The following is a 20960-nucleotide window of genomic DNA, read 5'->3' as shown; positions in this document are numbered from 1 at the left end:
CGGGCACGGCGTCCGGCCGCCTCCCCGCGGGAGCGGGCGGCCGGACGCCGGCGGGCACGGCTCAGCGCGCCTGCGGCACGTCGCCTGCCTTGCCCGCCGCGCGGACCGAACCGCGCTGCTCGGCGTAGGCCTCCTGGATCCCGGTCGCCACGTACGGCCCGATCGTCGCCGACCAGGTGCCCGTGAGGTGCCCCGCCGTGTCGCGGTAGACCTGGACGTTGCCGATCACGCCGGGGCAGGACGCCGCGTCGCAGTAGAACTCGTTCAGGTCGACGACGGCGGCGCCGCGGTCGAGACCCGCGGCCGCCTCGGCCGGGCCGTCGGCCTCGGCCAGGGCCGCCGGCCGCGTCGTCGCGCAGCCGTCCGAGACCGAGAAGGTCACGCTGGTCAGGCAGGCCATGTGGGGTTCGTCGGGCGTCGGGTTGTCGGCGAGGGCGACGACGACGGTGCCCGCCGCGACGATCTTGCGCATCATCGTGCGGTAGTCCTCGACGGAGGTCCCCGTACCCCGCCGGGACTGGACGACGACGACGTCGAACTCGCCCGAGGTGAGCCGCTCGTTGAAGACCGCCCGGTGCGGGGCGCAGCTGGCGTGCTCCGAGGGCGCCAGCCGGCACCCGCGGCCGACCAGCATGGTCAGGCGCCAGCCGAGGCTCTTGAGCTGCGGCTTGAGCATCGGCAGCACGGAGGCGGCGTGGCTGTCCCCCGTGACGGCCACCCGCAGGACCGTGTCCTTCTTGTCGCTGCCGTAGCTGCACGGCGTGAACGTCCCGCCCGGCGCCGCGTAGCAGCCGAACGACCCGCCGGTGTCGGCGTGGGCGTCCGCGGGCAGGGGCAGGATCGAGTTGCCGGTGTTGAGCTCGGGGCAGTCGTGCGCCGGGTCCATGGCCGCGGCGCCGAAGCAGTTCGCCGGGTCCTGCACAGCCTGACCGGCGGTCACGACCGGCGCCGCGGTCGCCTGCTCCGGCGCCATCGAGTCCACCGCGACGCGGGCGCCCTGGCCCGCGAGCGCCAGGACCACGACGAACACCGCGAGCCGGTACCAGCCCGCCGGGACGCCTCCCCCGAACCTCGCGGGCGCGGTGGCGACCCGCCGTTCCCGGCGGAACCAGTTCGCGTGCCGGGCGGGTTCCTCGACGAACCGGTAGGACAGCGCGGAGAGCGCCAGGGTCAGGGTGAGCGCGATCGCGAGGTACCAGCCGCCGCGCTCCGGCAGGAGCGTCACGAGCAGGACGGCGATCGGCCAGTGCCAGAGGTACAGGCTGTACGAGATCCGGCCCAGGTACTGGCTCACGCGGTTGCGGAGCACCGGGTCGTACGTCGGGCCGCCCTCGCCCGCGGCGATCACGGCCACCGCCGAGAGCACCGGGAGGAGGCCCCAGGGCGCGGGGAACGCGTTGTCGGCGGAGACCGTGAGGCACGAGACCACGATGCCGGCCAGGCCCGCCCAGGCCAGGAGCGTGCGGCCCCAGATCCCCGGGATCCGCAGCCAGGGCGCGAGGACCGCGACGAGGGCGCCGATCCCCAGCTCCCAGGTCCGGGAGAACGTGGAGAAGTACGCCCAGGTCGGCGCCTCCGCGGTCTCCTTCAGGGCCCAGGCCAGCGAGGCGACGGTGATCACGGCGACGGCGCAGCCCGCGACGGTCCGTGCGTGCTCGCGGCGCCACCCGAGGAACCTCGTGCCGAACAGCAGCAGCCCGAGCAGCAGCCAGGGCCAGACCATGTAGTACTGCTCCTCGACCGCGAGCGACCAGAAGTGCTGCAGCGGGGAGGGCGGGATGTCCTGCTGGAAGTAGTCCGTCCCGACGACGGCGAACCGCCAGTTCCCGACGAACAGCGCGCTCGCGACCGTGTCCAGCACGACGGCGCGGAACGCGTCCCGCCCCAGCAACGCGTACGAGGCCGCGACGGTCGCCAGCAGCACCACGAGCGCCACGGGGACGATGCGCTTCACGCGCCGCACGTAGAAGCCGCGGAAGGAGACCCGGCCGGTGCGCTCGTGCTCCCGGAGCAGGAGCCCGGTGATGAGGTAGCCGGAGATGACGAAGAACACGTCCACGCCGACGAACCCGCCCCGCGGCCAGTGCAGCACGTGATCGGCGATCACCGCGAGCACGGCGACCGCCCGGAGTCCCTGGATGTCGGTCCGGAAACCGGCCGCGGGCCGTGGTGACGGCTCCGGCGGGGCGGTGGTGCTCCGAGGGACGCTGGCGACGGCTGCTCCGGACATGGACTCGCTTTCCTGAATGTTCTTCGCACCGCCGGGTTCGGCGGGTTCACGGGGCACGCGGGACCAGAGACTACCGGGGTTCCGCGGGCGGGCGGCGCATGCCACGGCGGCGCGCACGCTGACCTCGCACGTCACCTTCACCTCGGATTCGCGTCGGGCGATTACGATGACCTCGCCCCAGCTCGTCGTGAAGCCTCGCCCCAGGTCTGGCGCACTTGATGGCTGACAGTTAGGTGTTTCCAGGTCTTAAGGTGTGATTTCGTGACTTCCCTCCTGCAGGATGCCACTTCCGCGACGATCGCGCCGAGGCACGGCCGGTCGGCCGGGACCGCCTCCCGGGCCGGCGGCCAGATCCCGGAGATCCACGGCCTGCGCGGCCTGGCCCTCGTCCTCGTGGTGGTGTTCCACCTGTTCGGCGCCGGCCGGGTGTCGGGCGGCGTCGACGTGTTCCTCGTCGTGTCCGGGTTCGTCGTGACCCGTTCTCTCGCCCGGCGCGCCGCGGAGGGGCGGCTGCGGATCACGGAGAACTGGGCGCGTACCGCCGGCCGGCTCGTCCCGTCGGGCCTGATCGTGCTGATCGCCGTCGCGGCCGCGGCCTGGTGGCTGATGCCGGCGGGCCGGCTCACCGAGGTCGGCCGCGAGATCGCCGCCTCCGCGCTCTACTACGAGAACTGGGAGCTGATCAACTCGCAGCTCCAGTACGGGGCCGCGGGCCCGATGGCCAGCCCGCTGCAGCACTTCTGGTCGCTGGCGGTCCAGGGGCAGTTCCTCCTGGTCTGGCCGCTGGTGGTGGGGGCGCTGGTGGGCATGGCGCGCGGCGCGATCCGGCGCGGCCGGTCCGGCACCTGGCCGCTGGCCGTCTTCCTCGTGCTCACCACGGCGGCGTCGTTCGCGTACGCGATGTGGCTGGTCGGCGTGAGCCAGCCCGTCGCCTACTTCCACTCCCTGTCGCGGTTCTGGGAGATCGGCCTGGGCGCGCTCTTCGCGCTGCTGGTCCCGGCCCTCCCGGTCCCGCACTGGCTGCGGGCGCTGGTCGCGTGGCTCGGGCTCGGCCTCGTGGCGTCGTCGGGATTCCTGTTCGACGGCGCCGCGCTCTTCCCCGGTGTCCAGGCGCTGTGGCCGGTGGGCGGCGCGCTGCTCGTGCTGATCGGCGCGGGCACCCGGGCGGGTTGGGGGCCCCGCGGGTTCCTGGGCCTGCCGCCGCTGCGCTTCCTGGCCGACATCTCCTACGAGCTGTACCTCTGGCACTGGCCGATCCTCGTGTTCCTGCTCGTGTACACGGGACAGGCGACGGTGACCCCGCTGCAGGCCGCGGGCATCCTGGCCGCCTCGGTGCTGCTCGCCTGGCTGACGAACCTCGCGGTCGCGACGCCGTTGCGCAAGGCGGTCGGCAAGGCCCGCTTCCCGTCGCTGGCCTTCGCGGGGCTCGGCGTCGCCGCCGCCCTGGTCGCCGTCCCGGTGACGTGGTACGTGGTCCAGGAGGAGGCCGAGCAGCAGGCGCAGCTGGCCGCCCTGGAGGAGGCCGCGGCCCGCCGCGACGCCCTCGCGGCCGACCAGAGCCAGCTCGCGTGGAAGCCTCGTCCGGGGTACCCGGGTCCGTTCGTCCTGGGCCGGGGCGCCACGCTGCCCACCACCCGCGGGTCGGCCCCGATCCCCGGCGTCGACCTCGCCCTGGCGGACATGCCCCGCTCGCTGGCCGAGCGGTGCACCCAGGAGTCCGGCGACGGCGACGGCTACGAGAAGGTGACCGTCTGCCCGGTGGTGGAGCCCGAGGACCCCGCCCGGACCGTGGTGATCCTCGGCGCGTCGCACGAGTACCAGTGGGAGCCCGCGCTGGAACGCATCGCGAAGGTGCACGACTGGCGCCTGATCACGATCGGCAAGGGCGCCTGCCGGATCGAGGTCCGTGACCCCGCCGACGTGAGCGACTGCGCCGTCTGGTCCCGCGCCGCCGTGCAGAAGGTCATCGGCATGCGGCCCGACGCCGTCGTCGTCAACAGCACGCGCACCTCCCCGCGCGGGATGTACGAGCGGGTCGTCCCCGGCCAGCTCGCGGCGTGGAAGAAGCTGCAGGCCGCCGGGGTGCGCACGATCGGCATCCGCGACAACCCGCGGTACCGCGACGACCCCCTGGAGTGCATCGCGGAGTACGGCTCGTCCGCCAGGGCCTGCAACGAGAAGACGCGCGGCAGCGTCCTGGCGCCCGTCAACCCCGTGGCGAAGCTGAAGGGCGGCGTCCCGGCGGCCTCGATCGACATGTCGGACTGGCTGTGCACGGCGGACGTCTGCCCGCTCGTCGTCGGCAACATCATGGTGTACCGCGACCGCGGCCACCTCACCTCGACCTACGCGCGAGAACTCGCCCCGATGCTCGAACGCCAGCTCCAGGCGCGCGCCGCCTGGATGTTCGACGACGCCGCGAAGGCCCGGCCGCTCACCCCGCAGCACCCGAGGAAGCCCGGCCCCGCCGGCCCGGGCCCGGCCCAGCCCGGCCCGAAGGGATCACCCGAGCCGGCCCCGAGCGTCTCGCCCTCGCCCTCGCCCCCACCGGAAGGCTTCGTCTCCGCGGCCCGGCCCGCCACCGGGTGAGGCAGCGCGGCGAGGGCACGCTCACGGCACCTTCGCCCGACCATCACAGGTACGGCTGCTCCCGGCACCCGTGCGTGTGACGCGCCCGATAAACTCGCCCGGGTGCATGCCATCGACGCTCCGTTCCGTCTGAGGAACACGGTCCAGACGTACGACTGGGGCGCCTTCGACGCCATCCCGCGGCTGCTCGGCGCCGAGCCCGACGGGACGCCGAACGCGGAGCTGTGGCTCGGCGCCCACCCGAGCGCTCCGTCGCGCACGAGCCCGGCGGGCGCCGTCGTCGGCCCTGATGCGGCCGCCCTGCAGGCCGCCGCACCCGGCTCCGGGACCCCCGCCACGCTCGACGCCCTGATCCGGTCCGCGCCCGACGCCATGCTGGGCAAGCGCGTCGCGGACGAGTACGGGCCGCGCCTGCCGTACCTGCTCAAGGTGCTCGCCGCGCGGCGAGCGCTGTCGCTGCAGGTCCACCCCAAGCCGCACACCGCCCGCGAGGGGTACAACCGCGAGAACCGGCTCGGGCTCCCGGCCGGTTCCCCCAAGCGGTCCTTCCACGACGACCAGCACAAGCCGGAGATGCTCGTCGCGCTCACGCAGTTCGAGGGCCTCGCCGGGCTGCGCGGGACGCGCGCCGCGCTGGGGCTGCTGGACGGGCTGCAGGGCAAGCTGGTCGACGGCGTGGTGGGCGCGCTGCGCGCCGACCGGTCGGCGGCCGGGATGCGCGCCGCGTTCGAGGTGCTCATCGCGGCGCGGGCCGACACCGGCTGCCGGGCGGACATCGAGAAGACCGTGGACTCCGTGCGGGAGCGCCTGGCGGGCGGCTCGCCGTTCGAGCGGGCCGACCGCACCGTCGTCGACCTGGCGGAGCAGCACCCCGGGGACCCCGGCGCCATCGCGTCGCTGCTGATGAACAGGTTCACGCTGGAGCCGGGCGAGGCGCTGTTCACCCCCGCCGGCGAGCTGCACGCGTACCTGCACGGCGTCGGCGCGGAGATCATGGCGTCGTCGGACAACGTGCTGCGCGCGGGGCTCACCACGAAGCTCGTGGACGCCGAGGCGCTGATGGAGTGCGCGTCGTTCGCGGCGCGGCCGCCGGTGCTGCCGGAGGTGGCGACGGCGGGCGGGCGCGGGCAGGTGGCCACGTACCGCGCGCCGGTGCCGGAGTTCGCGCTCACGCTGGCCGACGTCGACCCCGGCGAGGACGTGGCGCTGCCGGACGAGGGGCCGCGGATCGTGCTGTGCCTCGACGGCGAGACCACGCTGTCGTGCGGCAGCGGTACGACGACGACGCTCGGGCGCGGCGACTCGGTGTTCGTGCCCGACGCCGCCGGGGCCCTCACGATCAGCGGCGCAGGTCACGTGGTCTGCGCCTGGACCCCCTGACCGTTCGGCCACGTCCGATACCCTGCGTCCAGATCACCCGACCGCTGGAGAGATGATGCCCCACCCGCCGCTCACGCCGATGGCCCGCCTGCGCTGGGACCTGGTGCGCCGGTTGCTTCCCGCCGAACGATCCCGCGTGCTGGAGGTGGGCTGCGGCCAGGGCGCCGTGGGCGTGCGGCTCGCGGAACGGCACGTCTACACGGGGGTGGAGCTCGACGAGGCGAGCGTCGGGGTCGCGCGCGAGCGGATGTCACAGGCCGGGCTGTCCGGGCGGCTGATCCACGGACCGGTCGAGGACCTGGCCGACGACGAGCAGTTCGACCTGCTGTGCGCGTTCGAGGTGCTGGAGCACATCGAGGACGACACGGGCGCGCTGAAGTCCTGGCTGTCGCGCGTGCAGCCGGGCGGCAAGGTGCTGTTCTCGGTGCCGGCGTGGCAGTCGCGGTTCGGGCCGATGGACGAGGCCGTGGGCCACTTCCGGCGCTACTCCCCCGACGAGCTGACGACGGTGCTGCACGACGCCGGCGTCACCGACGTGCGCACGCAGCTGTACGGGATGCCGCTCGGGTACGCCCTGGAGGCGGTGCGCAACCAGATCGCGCGGCGCAAGGCGGGCATCCGCGAGGACACGGTCGAGGACCGGACGGCGAAGTCGGGGCGGCTGTTCCAGCCGTCGGACCTGGTGGGCCCGGTCGTGATGGTCGGCACCTGGCCGTTCCAGCAGATCCAGCGCGCCTTCCCGCGCACCGGCACGGGCCTGGTCGCCTGGGGGCGGGTGCCTGCCTGACGGGCGGATGCCGGCCGCGGGTCCGACGACCTCAGCTCGCCTGCCGCGCCAGCGCTGCGGCGGTCCGGCGCCTGGCCAGGAGCAGGCCCACGCCCGCGAAGACGGCGTCGACCACCGTGAAGACGACCCGGGCGACCAGGACGGCGAGCGGGGCGGCCGCGCCCGGGAGGCTTCCGGCGAGGACGCCGGCCAGGACCACCTCGCGGACGCCGACGCCCGCCGGGACCACCACGGCCAGGAAACCGACCGTCCAGGCCAGCGCCCAGCCACCCACGGCCAGCGCGAACGTGTAGCCCGACGGTTCCATGCCCAGGCCCGTCGTCAGCGCCCAGATCTGCGTGCCCGCGACGAGCCAGCCCACCACGGACCACGCCGTGGCGCGGGCCAGGCCGCCCCAGGTCAGGGGCTGCGCGAGCGGCTCGCGGCGGCCCAGCCGCAGCGCGAGGCCGATCAGCCGGTTCAGCACGGGAGGCAGGAGCACGACGGCGATCACGGGCGCCGCCCAGACCAGCCGGCCCCAGGGACCGAGCGCCCCCGCCGAGACGAACGGCAGGGCGACCGCGCCCACCGCCGCGCCCGACACCACCGAGACCAGCAGCGCGACCCCCATCGAGGCGACCGAGCGATGGCGCGGGACGGCATGGTCGGCGCCGATCTCGGCGGCCGCGACCACGTTCCACACCCCGCCGGGGATGTACTTGCCGAGCTGGCTCAGCCCGAACACGCTCAGGGCGTCACGCAGCGCCAGATGCGACCCGAGATCGGTCAGCACGGCCCGCCACGCGAGCATCGTGCACCAGATGTAGACGAACCCGAGGACGACGACGACCGTCACGGTCCAGGCCGACAGCTGCGCCGCCGCCTGGGCGAGCTCGGCCCGCGAGCCGGCGACGTACCAGGCCGCCAGCCCGAGCGCGATCACCAGGAAGGCCCACTTGACCACGGGAGACCGCAGCGCGCCGAGCACGCGAGCGAGGAGGCGCTTCACGCGGCGCCGCCCTGACCACGGCCGGAAGCGATCCCGTTGCCACCTGATCCGTTCGCGCTCCGACCGCGCAATGCTGCCGGGCAACGCGTGTCGAGAACGTCGGCAAGTGGTTCGACGACGGCGCCAGGCCGGATGCGGTCGCGGCCGGATGCCGCGCGGGCCCGGGCTTCGGCCAGCCGGTCCGGGTCGGTGAGTTCGGTGAGCTTCTTGGCCAGCGCGTCGGCGTCGGCAGGCGGCACGAGTTCCGTGACGTCACCGACGGCACGCCGCTGCGGCGGCGTGTCCGAGGTGACGACGACGCAGCCCGCGGCAAGCCCTTGGTAGACCTTGTTCGGCACGACCCGCAACCCCTTGGGCGTGTCACTGAAGATGCCGAGGCAGACGTCGTGGGCGCCGACGATCGCGGGCAAGTCCCCGGGCTCGACCCAGTCGTGCCAGGTGACGCCAGGCATGTCGCCGAGGATCTCGCGGGTGGTATCCAGTTCCTGCCCGGATCCGATCATCGTCACGTCGAACCGCGCGCCCTGTCCGATCGCGGCCCGGATCCCCTCGGCGATCACAGGCGCACCCTGCAGAGGCGTGTACAACCCGAAGAACACCACTGACAGCCGACCCGCGCCCACTGACCCCGGGCCTCCACCCGCCGCCGCCCCGTCGACCACGAGGTTCGGTTGGTCGGCACGAGGTTTCCGTTGACCCCACTCGGGCGATGCCCGCAAAGCTCGTGGTCGCCCACCGAACCTCGTGGGCGACGGCGGTGTGTGGGCAGGGTCGGCCGAATTCACCTCGAACCAGGTCGCCGGCGCGCCCACCAAGGCCGTCACGCCCTTGCGCCGCGCGGCGGCGGGCAGCATCTCGCGGTGCTCGTCCGTGTCCGTGACGACCACGTCCGCGCAGGCGATCGCCAGGCGGTCCAGGCCGTTCAGGAGCCGGACGCGTAGCCCGGCGGCCCCGCGGTCCGACGCCGTGTCCCCCGCGAAGATCAGGTGGTCCAGCACGACCACCGAGCGCGGGAACAGCACCCGCGCCAGCACCACGTCGAAGTGCCCCAGGTATCCCACCAGCACCGCCGCGGGCCGTCCGTGCGCACGCCGGAACCGCGCCGCCCCCGCCGTCAGCCCCGCCCAGCAGGCCAGCAGCCGCACCACGAGCAGCGGCAGCCGCCAGGGCTGCTGCAGCATCCGCACGCGCTCGGCCGTGGAGAAGCCGAGCGGCCGGTTGAGCTCGGCGACGTCGGCCCCGTGGGCCCGCAGGCCGTCGGCGAGGATGGCGACACGGGGGTGGCGTCCGGCGTCGTACGTGCCGAACGTCAGGATCACGAGACGCCCGCCGGTTCCTCCGCGCGGTCGCCCGTCGCGTCGTCGAAGAGGTCGCGGGCGCTCACCTCGAGCGGGTCCTCGGCACGCGAGCCGCCCTCGCCCGCCGGAGCCGTGGCCGCGTCCGGCGTCGTCGCGCCCGGCGTCGTCGTGCCCGGGGTGCCCGCGTACTGGACCTCCTTGAGACGCTCCAGCGTCTCCTCCATCAGCGAGCGGTTCGTCTTCTGCAGGTCCGCGATCACCAGCAGCGCGAACGACAGCAGCGCCCCCACCAGCAGCGACGACCCCAGGATCAGCGACTGGACGTGCGCCCCGGTGTCCCCGAGGAGCTTGAGGATCAGGTACCGCACGAACGGCACCAGCGCGCCGACACCGAAGACCAGCCCGAGCGTCACGAACACCACGTGCGGCTTGTACATGACGTACGACTTGAGGATCGCCTGCGCGGACTTGCGGATGTGCTGCCCCATGCTCTTGAACAGGCGGGACTCGCGGGTCTTGGGGTTGGTCGTGATCGGCACGCTGGCGATCCGCATCCGCTTGTTGCCCGCCTGGATGATGGTCTCCATGCAGTAGCTGAACTGCGTGACCACGTTCAGGCGCATCAGCGAGGCGCGCGAGTAGGCGCGGAAGCCGGAGGCGGCGTCGGGCAGGTCGGTCTCCGCGGCAAAGTTGACCACCTCGCTGCCGACCTTCTGCAGCACCTTCTTCAACGGCGAGAAGTGCTCGATGGTGGCGGTCTGGCGGTCGCCGATGGCGATGTCCGCCTCGCCGGCGGCGACCGGCGCGACCAGGTCGCCGATGCGCTCGGACGGGTACTGGTTGTCGCCGTCGGTGTTGACGACGACGTCGGCCCCGTGGCGCAGCGCGTAGTCGACGCCGTCGCGGAACGAACGGGCCAGGCCCATCGTGCGCGTGTGGCGGACGATGTGGCGCACCCCGAGCCGGCGCGCGATCTCCGCGGTGCCGTCGGTCGAGCCGTCGTCGATCACGAGGATCTCGACCTCGTCGACCCCGGGGATCTCGCGAGGGATCGTCGCCAGGACGAGCGGGAGCGTCTCCGCCTCGTTGAGGCAGGGAATCTGCACGAACACCTTCATGGGGAGGAACTCCGCCTCGAACCAGGGCCAGGGGACGTTCCCATGATACGGAGGCCCGCTGACAGACGACGCTTTGCCCGAGACCTCCACATCGCCTGCTGGCAGAACTCACGGAAAACTCCGGACAGCTCCCGGTCAGGATCGGGTTTCGGCTCCGCCTGCCCGCCCGCTGCCGTGCGGAACACGCCCGGGTGAACGGCGCTCGACGAGATTCGGCGTGTTCGGGCGTCCCTGCCGGTCACGGGGCGTACAGTTCGGGCCGTGAGATCGGTGAGACAGTGTTCGAGGTCGGCCTGCACGCAGGCCGCGGTCGCGACACTTACCTATGTGTACGCGGACTCGACGGCGGTGCTGGGCCCGCTCGCCCATCTCGCCGAGCCCCACAGCTACGATCTCTGCTCCGAGCACGCCGAGGGCCTGACCGCACCGCGCGGCTGGGAGGTGGTGCGCCTGGTGAACGAGTTCCCCGCGGAACCGGCCCCGTCCCCGGACGACCTCTCCGCCCTGGCCGACGCCGTCCGCGAGGCGGGCCGCGGCCGCAAGGCCCCGGACCCGGCGGCATCCGCGCCCACCCAGGAACCGGGCGTCACGGAAACGGCCCGCCGGGGCCACCTCCGCGTCCTGCGCGCGGAGGACTAGGCAGCCCGCGCCGGCGGTCCACGCTCCATCGACTTCTCGAGCCGCTGTTACCCCGGCGATCGAGCGGACATTACCTGGTGTGAACAAACTACGAGGGCTGCCCGGCGGCGACCCGCCACCGGACGACGATCGCGTCACCACCTTGTGGCGCGACCACGCCTGGCGCGTCCAGGCCTACGCGATGCGGCACGCCGATCCGCACGACGCGCAGGAGGTGGTGGCCGAGACGTACCTCGTGGCCATCCGCCGCCTCGACGACGTACCCGCCGATCCGTTGGCATGGCTCCTGGTCGTGGCCCGGAACATCCTGCGCAACCAGCAGCGTGCCGCCGGACGACGCCGCTCGGCCGAGGCAGCGCTGGCCGGCCTGGCTCGGGTGGCGCGCACGGACGGCGCCGACGAGGTCGTCTCGCAGCGCGACGCGCTGCTGACCGCGCTGAGCCGGCTCGCGCCGAAGGAGCGCGAGGCGCTCCTGCTGACCGGCTGGGACGGACTCGCCCCGGACGACGCCGCCCGCGTGGCGGGCTGCACCAAGGCCGCGTTCAAGATGCGGCTGTCCCGCGCATGACGCCAGCTCACCGTGCTGGCCGGCGGCTACACGATCATCCGCGAGGCGGGCACCGTCAAGGGTGGTCCCGTGTGCGAGGCGACAGCAGCGAGGAGGGCATGATGAACCGCGAGACCCACGAGATCCTGAACGGACTTGCGCCGACCGGATCGCCCGACCCGACCGGGTTGGAGACGGCCCGCGCGGCTTTCGAACGTGGTCGGTCCGGAGCGCACGCCACGCACTCGGTCGACATCGCCAGCCCCGCCCTGGTTCGCAGCCGAAGCTGGGGTGTGCGGCACGCTGTCGCGTTCGGCGTGGTCGGCCTGCTGCTCATCGGGACGGGCGCGGCCGCGGCGGTCATCGGCGCGGACCGCTCCGGCGATGACCTCCCCGCGCAGCCGGGCACGGCAACCCCATGGGACGATCACGACGACAGCGCGCGAGGCGACGAGCAGCGCGACAGCGATGGATCCCCTGAGCCGGAGTGCGGGCAGTACTTCTCCCCGTCATTTGTCACGCCCGTACCGCGTGACGAGTGGGACGAACTGCTGGAGCACCCGGTCACCCGACCCGACGTGCCGATCACCGCACCTCCCAGTTTCGGGGTCGTCGAGCTCGATTGCCCGGACGGTCCTTACGACGACAGGTTCGTGGATCGGGAAGGCCGCCGTGCGATCACCGTCGACCGAGGGATCACGCTGTACTACGGCCAGCCCGGAAGCGAAGAGACCGGCGACGACTCGCGTCCCGTCGAGGTCCGGGACACGAACGGTCGGCTGGCCTCCTCGGCGGCCGGCTTCCACGTCGTCGAGTGGACCGAGGACGGCGAGAACTGGCGTGCCCGATTCGACGGCACGACCGCGGACGAGGCTCTGGCACAGCTCGATGAACTGCAGCTTGGATCCGACGGCGTATCCCCTCACTCCGTGCCCGAGGCGTACGAGCGGGTCACGTTCCCCGAGATCGAGCCGGGTACGAAGCAGTACCACTGGTACCTCTGGCAGGGCACCGTGCGAGACGGGCGCCTGGCGTCCGGGTGGCCCTACGTGGAAGTGGTGTGGCCGGCGGTGGCTCCGCTGGAGAGCAGGGCCTTTGGCGACCTGGGTCTGGTGGACTTCGACGGGACGACGGCCGTCTACCGTCCGGCCGCCGCATCGGCCGCCGCGAGCTTCACGTGGATCGACGACGGCGTCATGTACGGCATCTCGGACTCCGACGCGGACCTGGCAACGATGAAACAGATCGCGCGTGACCTGGAACCCGTCGACATCGACGACCCGCGTCTCCGCCTCGACGAGTGGAACTACGACTGATCCTGCGAACGGTCGGGAAGCAAGCGTTGACGGACAGGGTCAGTCGAGTGGCTCTGTCCGTCGACGCTCGTGCAGGCACGCTTCGTCCGGACTGCCTTCACCGCCCACCGATTACGCTTGCGACGTGACCAGCAACCCGCCTCGGCTCGGCCCCACCGTCCGGCGCTCGGTACCCGTCGTCATCTGGCTGATCACCGGGCTGTTCGTCGCGGCCGGTCTCGTGCAGACCGCGGTGTTCCCCAACGTCCGCTCGCCCGACGAGCTGCGGCACGTCGATCTGGTGGTGCAGGTCGAGCAGGGCCGGGCGTGGCCGTGGCCGGACCCGGGCACCTCGTTCGTGTCCGTGGGCACCGACGCCGGGCACTTCCTGTTCGAGGACCGGCTCCCCGGCCCGCAGCACCTCACCGACCGCGTCGAGGACGCCCCCGGCTCCGCCGGTCACGTACCGCCCCGCGGCGAGCGCGCGTCCTTCGACGAGGCGGGCGCGTTCGAGACCCTGCACGACGACCGCGACGACGACGGCCTCCAGGAACCCGTCCTCAACCAGCTCGTCCAGCACCCGCCGCTCTACTACGTGCTCGGCGCGGGTCTGCTGCGCCTCGTGCCGGACTGGACCGCGGCGCCCATGGACCAGGTGTGGCTCTGGCTGCGCTGGCTGAACGTCCTGCTCGCGGCGCCCCTGCCGATCCTGCTCTGGGCCTCGGCGCGGCGGCTGCGGCTGCCCGAGCCGCTGCCGGTGGCGGCCGCGCTCGCACCGCTCGCCGTCCCGGAGATGTCTCACCTGCTCACCGCCGTCAACAACGACAACCTGCTGGTGTCGCTCGGCGCGGCGCTCACCTACCTGCTCGTGCGGGTGATGACGGGTGACCTGACGCGACGCACGGCGCTCCTGGTCGGTCTCGTGACCACCGCGGGCATGCTGACCAAGGGCTTCGCCCTGATGTTCCCCGCGCTGATCCTGCTGGCCTACGGCGTCGCTGCCCTCCGCTCCCGCCCCCGGTGGAAGGCGGCGGCCGGCTCGCTGCTCGTCGCCGCGGCCGCCTGCGTACCCGGCGCCCTGTGGTGGGTCCGGAACCTCGTGCTGTACGGGGCGATCCAGCCGCACGGCACGCACACCACCATGCCGGACCTCACGCCCGTCTACGGCTGGTCCGACGGCGGCTGGCGCTGGCTGAGCCGCATGCTCGAACGCTTCGTGACGACGTTCTTCGTGCAGGACCACGCCTCGGCCCGGCAGCTCGACCCGTCCGTGATCGCGGCCTGGGTGGTGTTCCTCGGGATCCTCACGGCGATCGTGTTCGCGCTGGTGCGCCGGACCATCCCGCGGGCGACCGCCGTCGTCCTGCTGGCGGGCGCCCCGCTGCTCGGGGCGATCGTGGCCAAGGGATCGTGGGAGCAGTTCGCCGCGTTCGCCAACGACCACGCGGCGCAGCAGGGACGCTACCTCTACACCGGGTTCGCCGGGGTGGCCCTCGTCGCGATCGCGGGAACGGCCGCGCTGCCCGCGGTCTGGCGGCGCCGCGTTCCTGCCGTGGTGCTGGGGCTCGCGCTCGTGCTGCACGTGACGTTCCAGTACGACACCTGGAACCTGTACTGGATGCCGCGCGGCGCGGACGGTCCGGACGCGGTGTTCCGGGCCGCGGCGGCCATGGCGTACTGGTACCCGTGGAACCCGTGGATACTGCTCGCCGTGATCGCCGCGGGGATCGCGACGGCGGCGGGTGTCACCTGGCAGGTCGTCCGCGCGGCGCGCACCACCGACGGCGTCGGCCCTGACAACGGCGTCGGCCCTGCCGCCGGCGTCGGCCCTGACGCCGCCCCCGAGGCCGGCACCGGCGCCCCCGCGGGACCGCGGGACGCCACCGCACCCCACGACCCGCTCGGCGCCGATCCGGAGCCCGCCAGGTGAACCCCCGTATCCTTGCCGCGTGATCCGCAACATCGCACGGTACGCGGCGGACCCCCTGCGCAGCGAGGCCGTCGCCGCCGGGACTGCGGCTCTCGCCGCCCTGCTGCTGTCGCTGACCGTGCTGCTCGCGGACCCGCCGTACGCGACCGGCGACGAGCTGCCCCACGTCGACTACGCGGTGCAGGTCTGGCACGGTGAGCTGCCGGTCTTCGAGGAGGGCCTGGAGCTCCGCCCCGGCGGGGCCTGGGCCGCTCCCGTGCAGTGGACGGCCCAGCACCCGCCGCTGTACTACCTCCTCGTCGCGCCGCTGGCAGGCCCCTTGGCCGACTCCGGGCACCCCGTCGCCGCCGTCTACGCCGCACGCGCGGTGAACACCCTGCTGGCGGGCCTGCTCGTACTGGCCGCCTGGTGGAGCGCGGGCCGGATCTGCCGGCCGGGCAGCCCGCTCCCCGGCCTGGTGTCCCTCGTGGCGGGTCTCGCGGCCGCCGTCGCCCACGCGGGCGGCTCCGCGTACAACGACCTGCTCGCGACGCTGCTCGTGACCACCATGTTCGGTGTCAGCGCGACCGCGATCCGGCGCGGGCTGGACGCCCGCCTCGTCGTCGTCCTGTGCGCCCTGGCGGCGGGATGCGCGCTCACGCGCCTGTCGACGGCGCTGATCGCCGTCGTCGTCGCGGCGTTCGCCGTGGCTGCCGGGGCGGTGCGCGCGGCGCAGGGCCGCGGCCGCTGGGCGCCCGTCGTCTGGCTCGCGGTCGGTGGGCCGACGACGGCGCTGGCGGCCGCCGGGTGGTTCTACGCCCGGAACCTGGCCCGCACCGGGAACATCCAGGGCTCGCACTTCGAGTGGGCGCTGGAGCACCAGAACCGGGTCGTGCGGCCGGTGTGGCAGGTACTGGCGGACCCCGTCACCTGGGCCCGGATGCCGGACCTGTTCTGGTGGGCCGGCCGCCTGCCCCCGCGCACGGTGTACTCCGTCACGACGCTGGTGGTCACGGCGTTGCTGCTGCTCTGGGTTCCCCTCGCGATCGCCGCCGTGACCCGGCTCCGTGCCAGGTCGCGCGCGGCCGCCGCCCGCCGGGGCAGCGATCCGGCCCGAGCCGCCACCACTGCCCCGGCAGCCCACGGAGCGACCGGCCTCGACGACAGGCTCGTGGCGCTGCTGCCGTGGGTCGCGACCGGCGTCGCCGTCGGCGTGCAGGTCGTGTACGGGGCGAGCGGCGGCGGGGTGTACCCGCGATACCTGCTGCCCGTGGCACTGCCCGTCTTCCTCGGCGTGGCGGCCGGCCTGGCCTGGCGGCCGCGGATCCTCGTGCCGGTGTGGTCCGCCGTCGCGACGGCGGACCTCGTCGCATGGCTCGTCGTCGAGCTGACGACGCCGTCGGCGCCCGGGCGCTACTCCGAGCCGGTGATCCTCGCCGCCGGGGCGGGCGTCCTGGCCGTCGCGGGAGCGGCGGTAGCGGTCGCGGCGACGCTCCGCGCGTACCGGATGCAGGCGACGACGGTCGCGACGGCGAGCCCCGCGAGCCCCAGCAGCACCACCGCCAGCTGAGCCCCCGTGAGCGGGCTCCACCCGGCCCAGCGCTCCAGCGCCACGCCGAGCGGTTCGCCGGGGCCCCGGTAGAACCCGCCCAGGCCCATGAGCAGCGCCGACCCCGCGGCCGTGGCCCCGGCCGCCACGACGGCCGGCAGCACCCACGCCGAGGCCGTGGCCTCCAGGCGGAAGTCGTCGCTGCGGCGGTCCCGCGCGAGCCATGTCACCAGGAACCACACCCCCGCCGCGACGCCGGCCGCGAACCCGACGATGCCGCCGAACATGTAGCGGCCCTGCACCGCGACCACCCATCCCGTCTCGTTGTACGTGGCCCAGGCGTTGGCCACCACCGCGCACCAGAGCAGCGCGGGCTGCATCACGAGCACGAGGAGCGCGGGCCGGCTGCCACGCCGGAAGAACGCGACGAGGCACAGCACCGCCACCACGGCCGCGGCCGTCCAGAAGGCGAACTTGGGCAGCCGCACCTCGTAGAACCCGAAGTTCCCGAAGAAGGTCCACGTCAGCGACTGCAGCACCGCCCCCGCGAAGCGCCACAGGCTCCGGTCCTCGACCGGTTCGAACCGCTCGGGCATCCCGACCGGCTGCACCGCGCCGTACTCGATCAGGTTCCGCAGCCACCACCAGCCGCCGACGGCGAACGCCAGCCCCAGCACGCACGCCGCCTGTCCCAGCCGCCGCCACCGCCACCGCGCCGACGCGGACATCCCAATCGATCCCTGCGGCCGGGCCAGGAGATAGGCGAGGACGACGACCGGCACGGTGAACGCCGCCATCACCTTCGTGAACAACCCGAGGCCGACGACGACGCCGAGGGCGACCGCGGTCACCCAGCGCAGGTCACCGGTGACCACCCGGGCGCAGAGATAGGCCGCCGCGGCCCCGGTGAGCACCACGAGCGAGTCGTTGGTGATGCTGCCCATGATGTGCCCGAGCTGCGGTACGAACAGCGGGAACGACGCCGCGACCAGCCCGATCGACCGGGAACCGGTCGCGAGCCGCGCGGCGCCCGCGGCCAGCGCCGGGACGGGCAGCAACAGCAGCGCGTCCAGCAGGCGCAGCGCGAGGATCTGCTGGTCCCAGCGGGCCACCGCGGTCCCGGTCAGGTGCATCCAGTTCGCGGCGACCGCGTAGTACAGGGGCGGGTGCTGCGTCATCTGGTCGACCTCGGCGGCCTCCCACGCGCTCGTGTCGACGCCCGGCGGGACGGGAGCGATCAGCCCGTTGCCCGGCCCGATCACGGTGCGCCCGCTGTCCGCGGGCGGCACGACCGCGACGTACTGACCCCACTCGGGGCGGTCCCACCAGCGTCCGGGGGCGTCGTAGTCCACGGCCGCCTCGTCCCACGCCTGGTCGACCCCGGGACTCACCAGGGCATCCCCCGGCTCCGGCCAGCCGCCGCCGTGGGCCAGGCGAAGCGTGCTGTTGAGGTGCTTCGCCTCGTCCGGTGCCCGGAACGCCGGCGTCAGCAGCGCCCAGCAGGCGGACGACGCCGCCACGAGGAGCGTGATGAGAACAAGAGCGAGGCGATACCTGTCGTCGCGCACTTCCTCAGGGTATGCCACGAGTGTGACGCCCGGGACAACAAAACGGTAGCGACCTGCGCAGGGAGGGTCTCGGTTGGGTCACGGGCCCGCGCGTCGGTGGTCCGGGGGGACGCCGCGGGCGGCGTATTGTCGTGCTGTGGCCTCGGAGTTCTCCTCACCGACGACGTCGGAGCAGGGCCGGGCTCGCGCCCGGCGGCGGGATCGGCGTGGCCGGGGCCTGCGCGGGCCGCTCTTCCCGCCCGGTTCCCCCGCGCACCGCACGCGTGCGGAGCAGTTCGACGACCTCGTGCTCGACGTCGCGCGGTCGCTCGACAAGAAGTGGTCCGAGCCGCTGGGCGGCGCGCAGTTCGCGGTCGAGGACGTGCCGCCGTCGGACCCGGCGCCCTGGGAGGACGGCCGCGTGCCGCTGGGCCGCTACTTCCCGGCCGAGGGACGCCGGCCCGCGCGGATCGTCGTCTACCGCCGCCCGGTCGAGACCCGCGCCACCGACGAGGACGACCTGGCCGACCTGATCCGCGACGTCGTCGTCGAGCAGGTCGCCCACATGCTGGCCCGCGAGCCGGAGGAGATCGACCCCCGCTTCGGCGAACGCTGAACGATCACCGATGCCCCGAACTGGCTCAAGTTTGCGGCCCGAGTTGGCTCATGTTTGGTCGCGCCCTCCCGCATCCAGAGCTCTATCTTGCAGGATTGGGCCGATCGTAATGGTTGATTCTTCTTGACGGGCGCCGTTTGTGTGTGTGGTCCTCGATGCCTTCGATGGCTTGGCGGGGTCGTCGGGGAGCGGGTTTTCGGCGATGAAGTCGTTGCCGTCGATGTTGAGGGTGATCGTGCGGTGCTGGCGTGCGGTGGTGACGAAGCGGCGCAAGGACCAACTGGTGGTGTCCTCGATCCAGCGGCCGACGGCCAGGGCGGCGATCATGATGTTGAGGTGGGCGCGGATGGAGTCCTCGCGTCGGGCCTAGATGGGCCGGGCTGCGAGGTCGCGCATGGACATCCGGAACGCCTTCTCGATCTGGAACAGGCGGTGGTACGCGGTGATCACGAACTCAGGGCAGGCCTGGCCGGATGGCAAGTTCGTGACATAGGCCCTGATGCCAGCCAGGGCGCGTGTCTTCTCGATGAGCGGCCGGGTTCAGTGACTTCGCGGCGCCGGACAGCTTGACGAACCGGTTGCGTTTGACTGGGATTTCGCCCGCAACGGCCTTCTCCGCCTTAGCGATCTGTTCGTCGATGCCGCGCAGGGTCCGGTGGGCCCGGTCGGCGGAGTGCCGGTAGCAGTACCAGTAGTCCTTGCGCTGGCCGATTGGGCTGGCGGGCCAGGGCCGGGCGAAAAACTGCCCGTGCTCGTACTCCTTGCCAGGGTTGTACTTCTTCCAGCTGGCGGTGCAGTACGGGATCTCGGGCATCCACGCCCCGAGGATGAACCCGAGCCCGGCCGCGTCCAGGAGTTTCATGTTGTCCTCGGACACCATCCCGGCGCCCGCGACGACGATGACGTTCTTGACGGGTAAGCGGCCCGAAACTCGTTGATCACCGGCAGCATGGTGAGTTTCTCGGCCGCGTTGCCCTCGAACGCCTCGACCCAGCAGCGGACGCCCGGCATCGTCAGTCAGCAGCTCGACGGTGATCTGCGGGTCCAGCCGCCGCTTCTTGCTGCGGCCTGGTCTGCGCAGGTCATCAGCCTGATCCGTCTCGAAGTAGAGGGTACTGACGTCGAACAGAACCAGCGAGGAGGGCCCGAGCGAGGCGCGCAAAGCCAGGGCGTGGGTGAGCTGGTCAGGAAACGCCGCAGGCGTGAACGTCTTCAGGTGACGCTTGAGCGTGGGATACGAGACAGCTTCCAGGCCGGCCTCGGCCAGCACGCGCAGGCCGTCCTGTTTCGAGGTGGGTTCGATGATCCGGGCCAGGACCAGCTGCCGGAACACCTCTTTCTGGCCGGTGGCTTCGTCCAGGCCCGAGTGCGTCGAAGGCCGCGTCCAGCGCGTCGGCCAGGACCGCGGTCCGCGAGGACATGATCGGCACGCTCGCCGACCGCACCTGCCGCGACCTGCGCGGCGACCGCGCCACCGCCGCGTCGTGCAGGTCCAGGCCGAGATCGAGTTCGTCCTGCCCGGCCGCCATCCGCTGCGCGGCCGCGGCCCGCAACAGCGCGAGTCCCTCACCGTCATGCGCCGACCCGGTATAGTCAGCTCCACCTTCCCGCCACTTTTGCCATAAACAACCTGCACCGCAGTCGCACCAAAGCTGTCATCACAGTCCGAATGTACGGAGCCGTCAACCCGGCCCTACACCATCCCGTTTGTGCGCACATCCACCACCAGAATCCCGCAACACCCCAGGCCAGCGAGCCGCCCCAGCCGCGAACCATGAGCCAACTTGGGTCATGGTTTGCGGCTCAGAAGCCTTGACGTTGCCGACATTGGATACTGCAAACACAACCAGGCCGGGTATTGCAAATCAGGGCGGCAATCGCGGGAACAATATGTGCGATTCAGAACGAAAAAGCATTCTATCGCGATCCCACCCAGACGTCCTTCGCGAACCCGACAGCCGCTAGCATTGCCAGGCCGAACAGGGCAATGCAGAGAATGTTCGACGCACCCTCTGGAAATCGCTCTGTTGCGCCCAGCACCGCACCAATTGCACCACAGGATGCGACGAGCAAAGACGGGGCCGGCCACGAAATTCCCGACCGATAGAGTATCGGCACGCAGAGACCCAATCCAATCAAAATCGGCACAACCCCCGCCGTCGCACCGTGAAGCCACAAGCCCGCCGAATCCGCGTAAGAATACGAACTCCCGCCCATCTGCTCATCAGTCCACATCCACGAGAACAAATTGGCGAATACGGCCGTCAACAATGCATCCGGGAGCACTAGAGTAGCGCGAAGAATCCGCCCAGACGTTAGTGATCGACTAACAGGTCTCATGTGAGAATTCTAGCAGCGCTGATTCCACTGCACGCTATCGGACGACCCAGCGTAGCGCAATACGGCTCCCCGCGCCGAATCCCGGCTTGTCGAATCCAGAGCGAATCTCGGACTCAAGGTTTTGCAGC

Annotated in this window: 15 protein-coding genes; 8 read left to right on the top strand and 7 right to left on the bottom strand. The window is 72.3% G+C overall.

Annotated elements, in window-relative coordinates:
- Window positions 1–61: 61 nt before the first annotated feature.
- The gene (locus tag ABD208_RS09735; RefSeq protein WP_344102027.1) at window positions 62–2230 is read right to left on the bottom strand and encodes an acyltransferase family protein; all 2169 of its coding nucleotides are present in this window, start codon (window positions 2228–2230) and stop codon (window positions 62–64) included.
- A 261-nt stretch (window positions 2231–2491) separates the two neighbouring features.
- Between ABD208_RS09735 and ABD208_RS09730 the strand changes: the two genes are divergently transcribed.
- The 3 genes from ABD208_RS09730 (at window position 2492) to ABD208_RS09720 (ending at window position 6986) form a co-directional block, all read left to right on the top strand.
- Window positions 2492–4819: an acyltransferase family protein gene (locus tag ABD208_RS09730; RefSeq protein WP_344102025.1), complete on the top strand. Its 2328-nt coding sequence runs from the start codon at window positions 2492–2494 to the stop codon at window positions 4817–4819.
- A 102-nt stretch (window positions 4820–4921) separates the two neighbouring features.
- A complete protein-coding gene (manA, locus tag ABD208_RS09725) occupies window positions 4922–6199 on the top strand; it encodes a mannose-6-phosphate isomerase, class I (protein WP_344102023.1) in 1278 nt (425 codons plus the stop codon).
- Window positions 6200–6254: 55 nt separating this feature from the next.
- Window positions 6255–6986, top strand: a complete 732-nt coding sequence (locus ABD208_RS09720) for a class I SAM-dependent methyltransferase (protein WP_344102021.1) — start codon at window positions 6255–6257, stop codon at window positions 6984–6986.
- A gap of 31 nt (window positions 6987–7017) precedes the next feature.
- Here ABD208_RS09720 and ABD208_RS09715 read toward each other — a convergent pair whose 3' ends face one another.
- Genes ABD208_RS09715 through ABD208_RS09705 form a run of 3 tightly spaced genes read right to left on the bottom strand, consistent with a single transcriptional unit; the run spans window position 7018 to window position 10390 of the window.
- Window positions 7018–7974 (bottom strand): lysylphosphatidylglycerol synthase domain-containing protein, encoded by a 957-nt coding sequence (locus ABD208_RS09715; RefSeq protein ID WP_344102019.1) that lies wholly within the window; start codon window positions 7972–7974, stop codon window positions 7018–7020.
- Entirely contained in the window at window positions 7971–9293 is a 1323-nt protein-coding gene (locus ABD208_RS09710; RefSeq protein WP_344102017.1) for a glycosyltransferase, read from the bottom strand. Before ABD208_RS09710 ends, ABD208_RS09715 begins: the two co-directional genes overlap by 4 nt.
- The gene (locus tag ABD208_RS09705; protein WP_344102015.1) at window positions 9290–10390 is read right to left on the bottom strand and encodes a glycosyltransferase family 2 protein; all 1101 of its coding nucleotides are present in this window, start codon (window positions 10388–10390) and stop codon (window positions 9290–9292) included. The genes ABD208_RS09710 and ABD208_RS09705 overlap by 4 nt, the downstream gene beginning before the upstream one ends.
- 261 nt (window positions 10391–10651) lie before the next feature.
- Between ABD208_RS09705 and ABD208_RS09700 the strand changes: the two genes are divergently transcribed.
- The 4 genes from ABD208_RS09700 (at window position 10652) to ABD208_RS09685 (ending at window position 14801) form a co-directional block, all read left to right on the top strand.
- Window positions 10652–11029 (top strand): DUF3499 domain-containing protein, encoded by a 378-nt coding sequence (locus ABD208_RS09700; protein ID WP_344102013.1) that lies wholly within the window; start codon window positions 10652–10654, stop codon window positions 11027–11029.
- A 79-nt stretch (window positions 11030–11108) separates the two neighbouring features.
- Window positions 11109–11597, top strand: a complete 489-nt coding sequence (locus ABD208_RS09695) for an RNA polymerase sigma factor (protein WP_344102011.1) — start codon at window positions 11109–11111, stop codon at window positions 11595–11597.
- A 101-nt stretch (window positions 11598–11698) separates the two neighbouring features.
- Window positions 11699–12892 (top strand): hypothetical protein, encoded by a 1194-nt coding sequence (locus tag ABD208_RS09690; RefSeq protein ID WP_344102009.1) that lies wholly within the window; start codon window positions 11699–11701, stop codon window positions 12890–12892.
- 124 nt (window positions 12893–13016) lie between these two features.
- Window positions 13017–14801, top strand: coding sequence for a glycosyltransferase family 39 protein (locus ABD208_RS09685; RefSeq protein WP_344102007.1), 1785 nt, complete (start codon window positions 13017–13019; stop codon window positions 14799–14801).
- A 1392-nt stretch (window positions 14802–16193) separates the two neighbouring features.
- Here ABD208_RS09685 and ABD208_RS09680 read toward each other — a convergent pair.
- Window positions 16194–17897: a DUF2142 domain-containing protein gene (locus ABD208_RS09680; RefSeq protein ID WP_344102005.1), complete on the bottom strand. Its 1704-nt coding sequence runs from the start codon at window positions 17895–17897 to the stop codon at window positions 16194–16196.
- Window positions 17898–18033: 136 nt separating this feature from the next.
- Between ABD208_RS09680 and ABD208_RS09675 the strand changes: the two genes are divergently transcribed.
- A complete protein-coding gene (locus tag ABD208_RS09675; protein ID WP_344102003.1) occupies window positions 18034–18492 on the top strand; it encodes a metallopeptidase family protein in 459 nt (152 codons plus the stop codon).
- Window positions 18493–18540: 48 nt separating this feature from the next.
- On the opposite strand, the gene ABD208_RS09670 is transcribed toward ABD208_RS09675, so the two are convergent.
- Both ABD208_RS09670 and ABD208_RS09665 read right to left on the bottom strand, forming a co-directional pair.
- The gene (locus tag ABD208_RS09670; protein WP_344102001.1) at window positions 18541–18819 is read right to left on the bottom strand and encodes a hypothetical protein; all 279 of its coding nucleotides are present in this window, start codon (window positions 18817–18819) and stop codon (window positions 18541–18543) included.
- Between the two features lie 127 nt (window positions 18820–18946).
- A complete protein-coding gene (locus ABD208_RS09665) occupies window positions 18947–19825 on the bottom strand; it encodes an IS1634 family transposase (RefSeq protein WP_344101999.1) in 879 nt (292 codons plus the stop codon).
- Window positions 19826–20960: the final 1135 nt, after the last annotated feature.

Origin of the sequence: Myceligenerans crystallogenes, assembly GCF_039529775.1 — a bacterium.
Taxonomy (GTDB): domain Bacteria; phylum Actinomycetota; class Actinomycetes; order Actinomycetales; family Cellulomonadaceae; genus Myceligenerans; species Myceligenerans crystallogenes.
The sequence above is the reverse complement of the archived record's forward strand: the minus strand, read 5'-3'. Positions and strand labels throughout refer to the sequence as shown.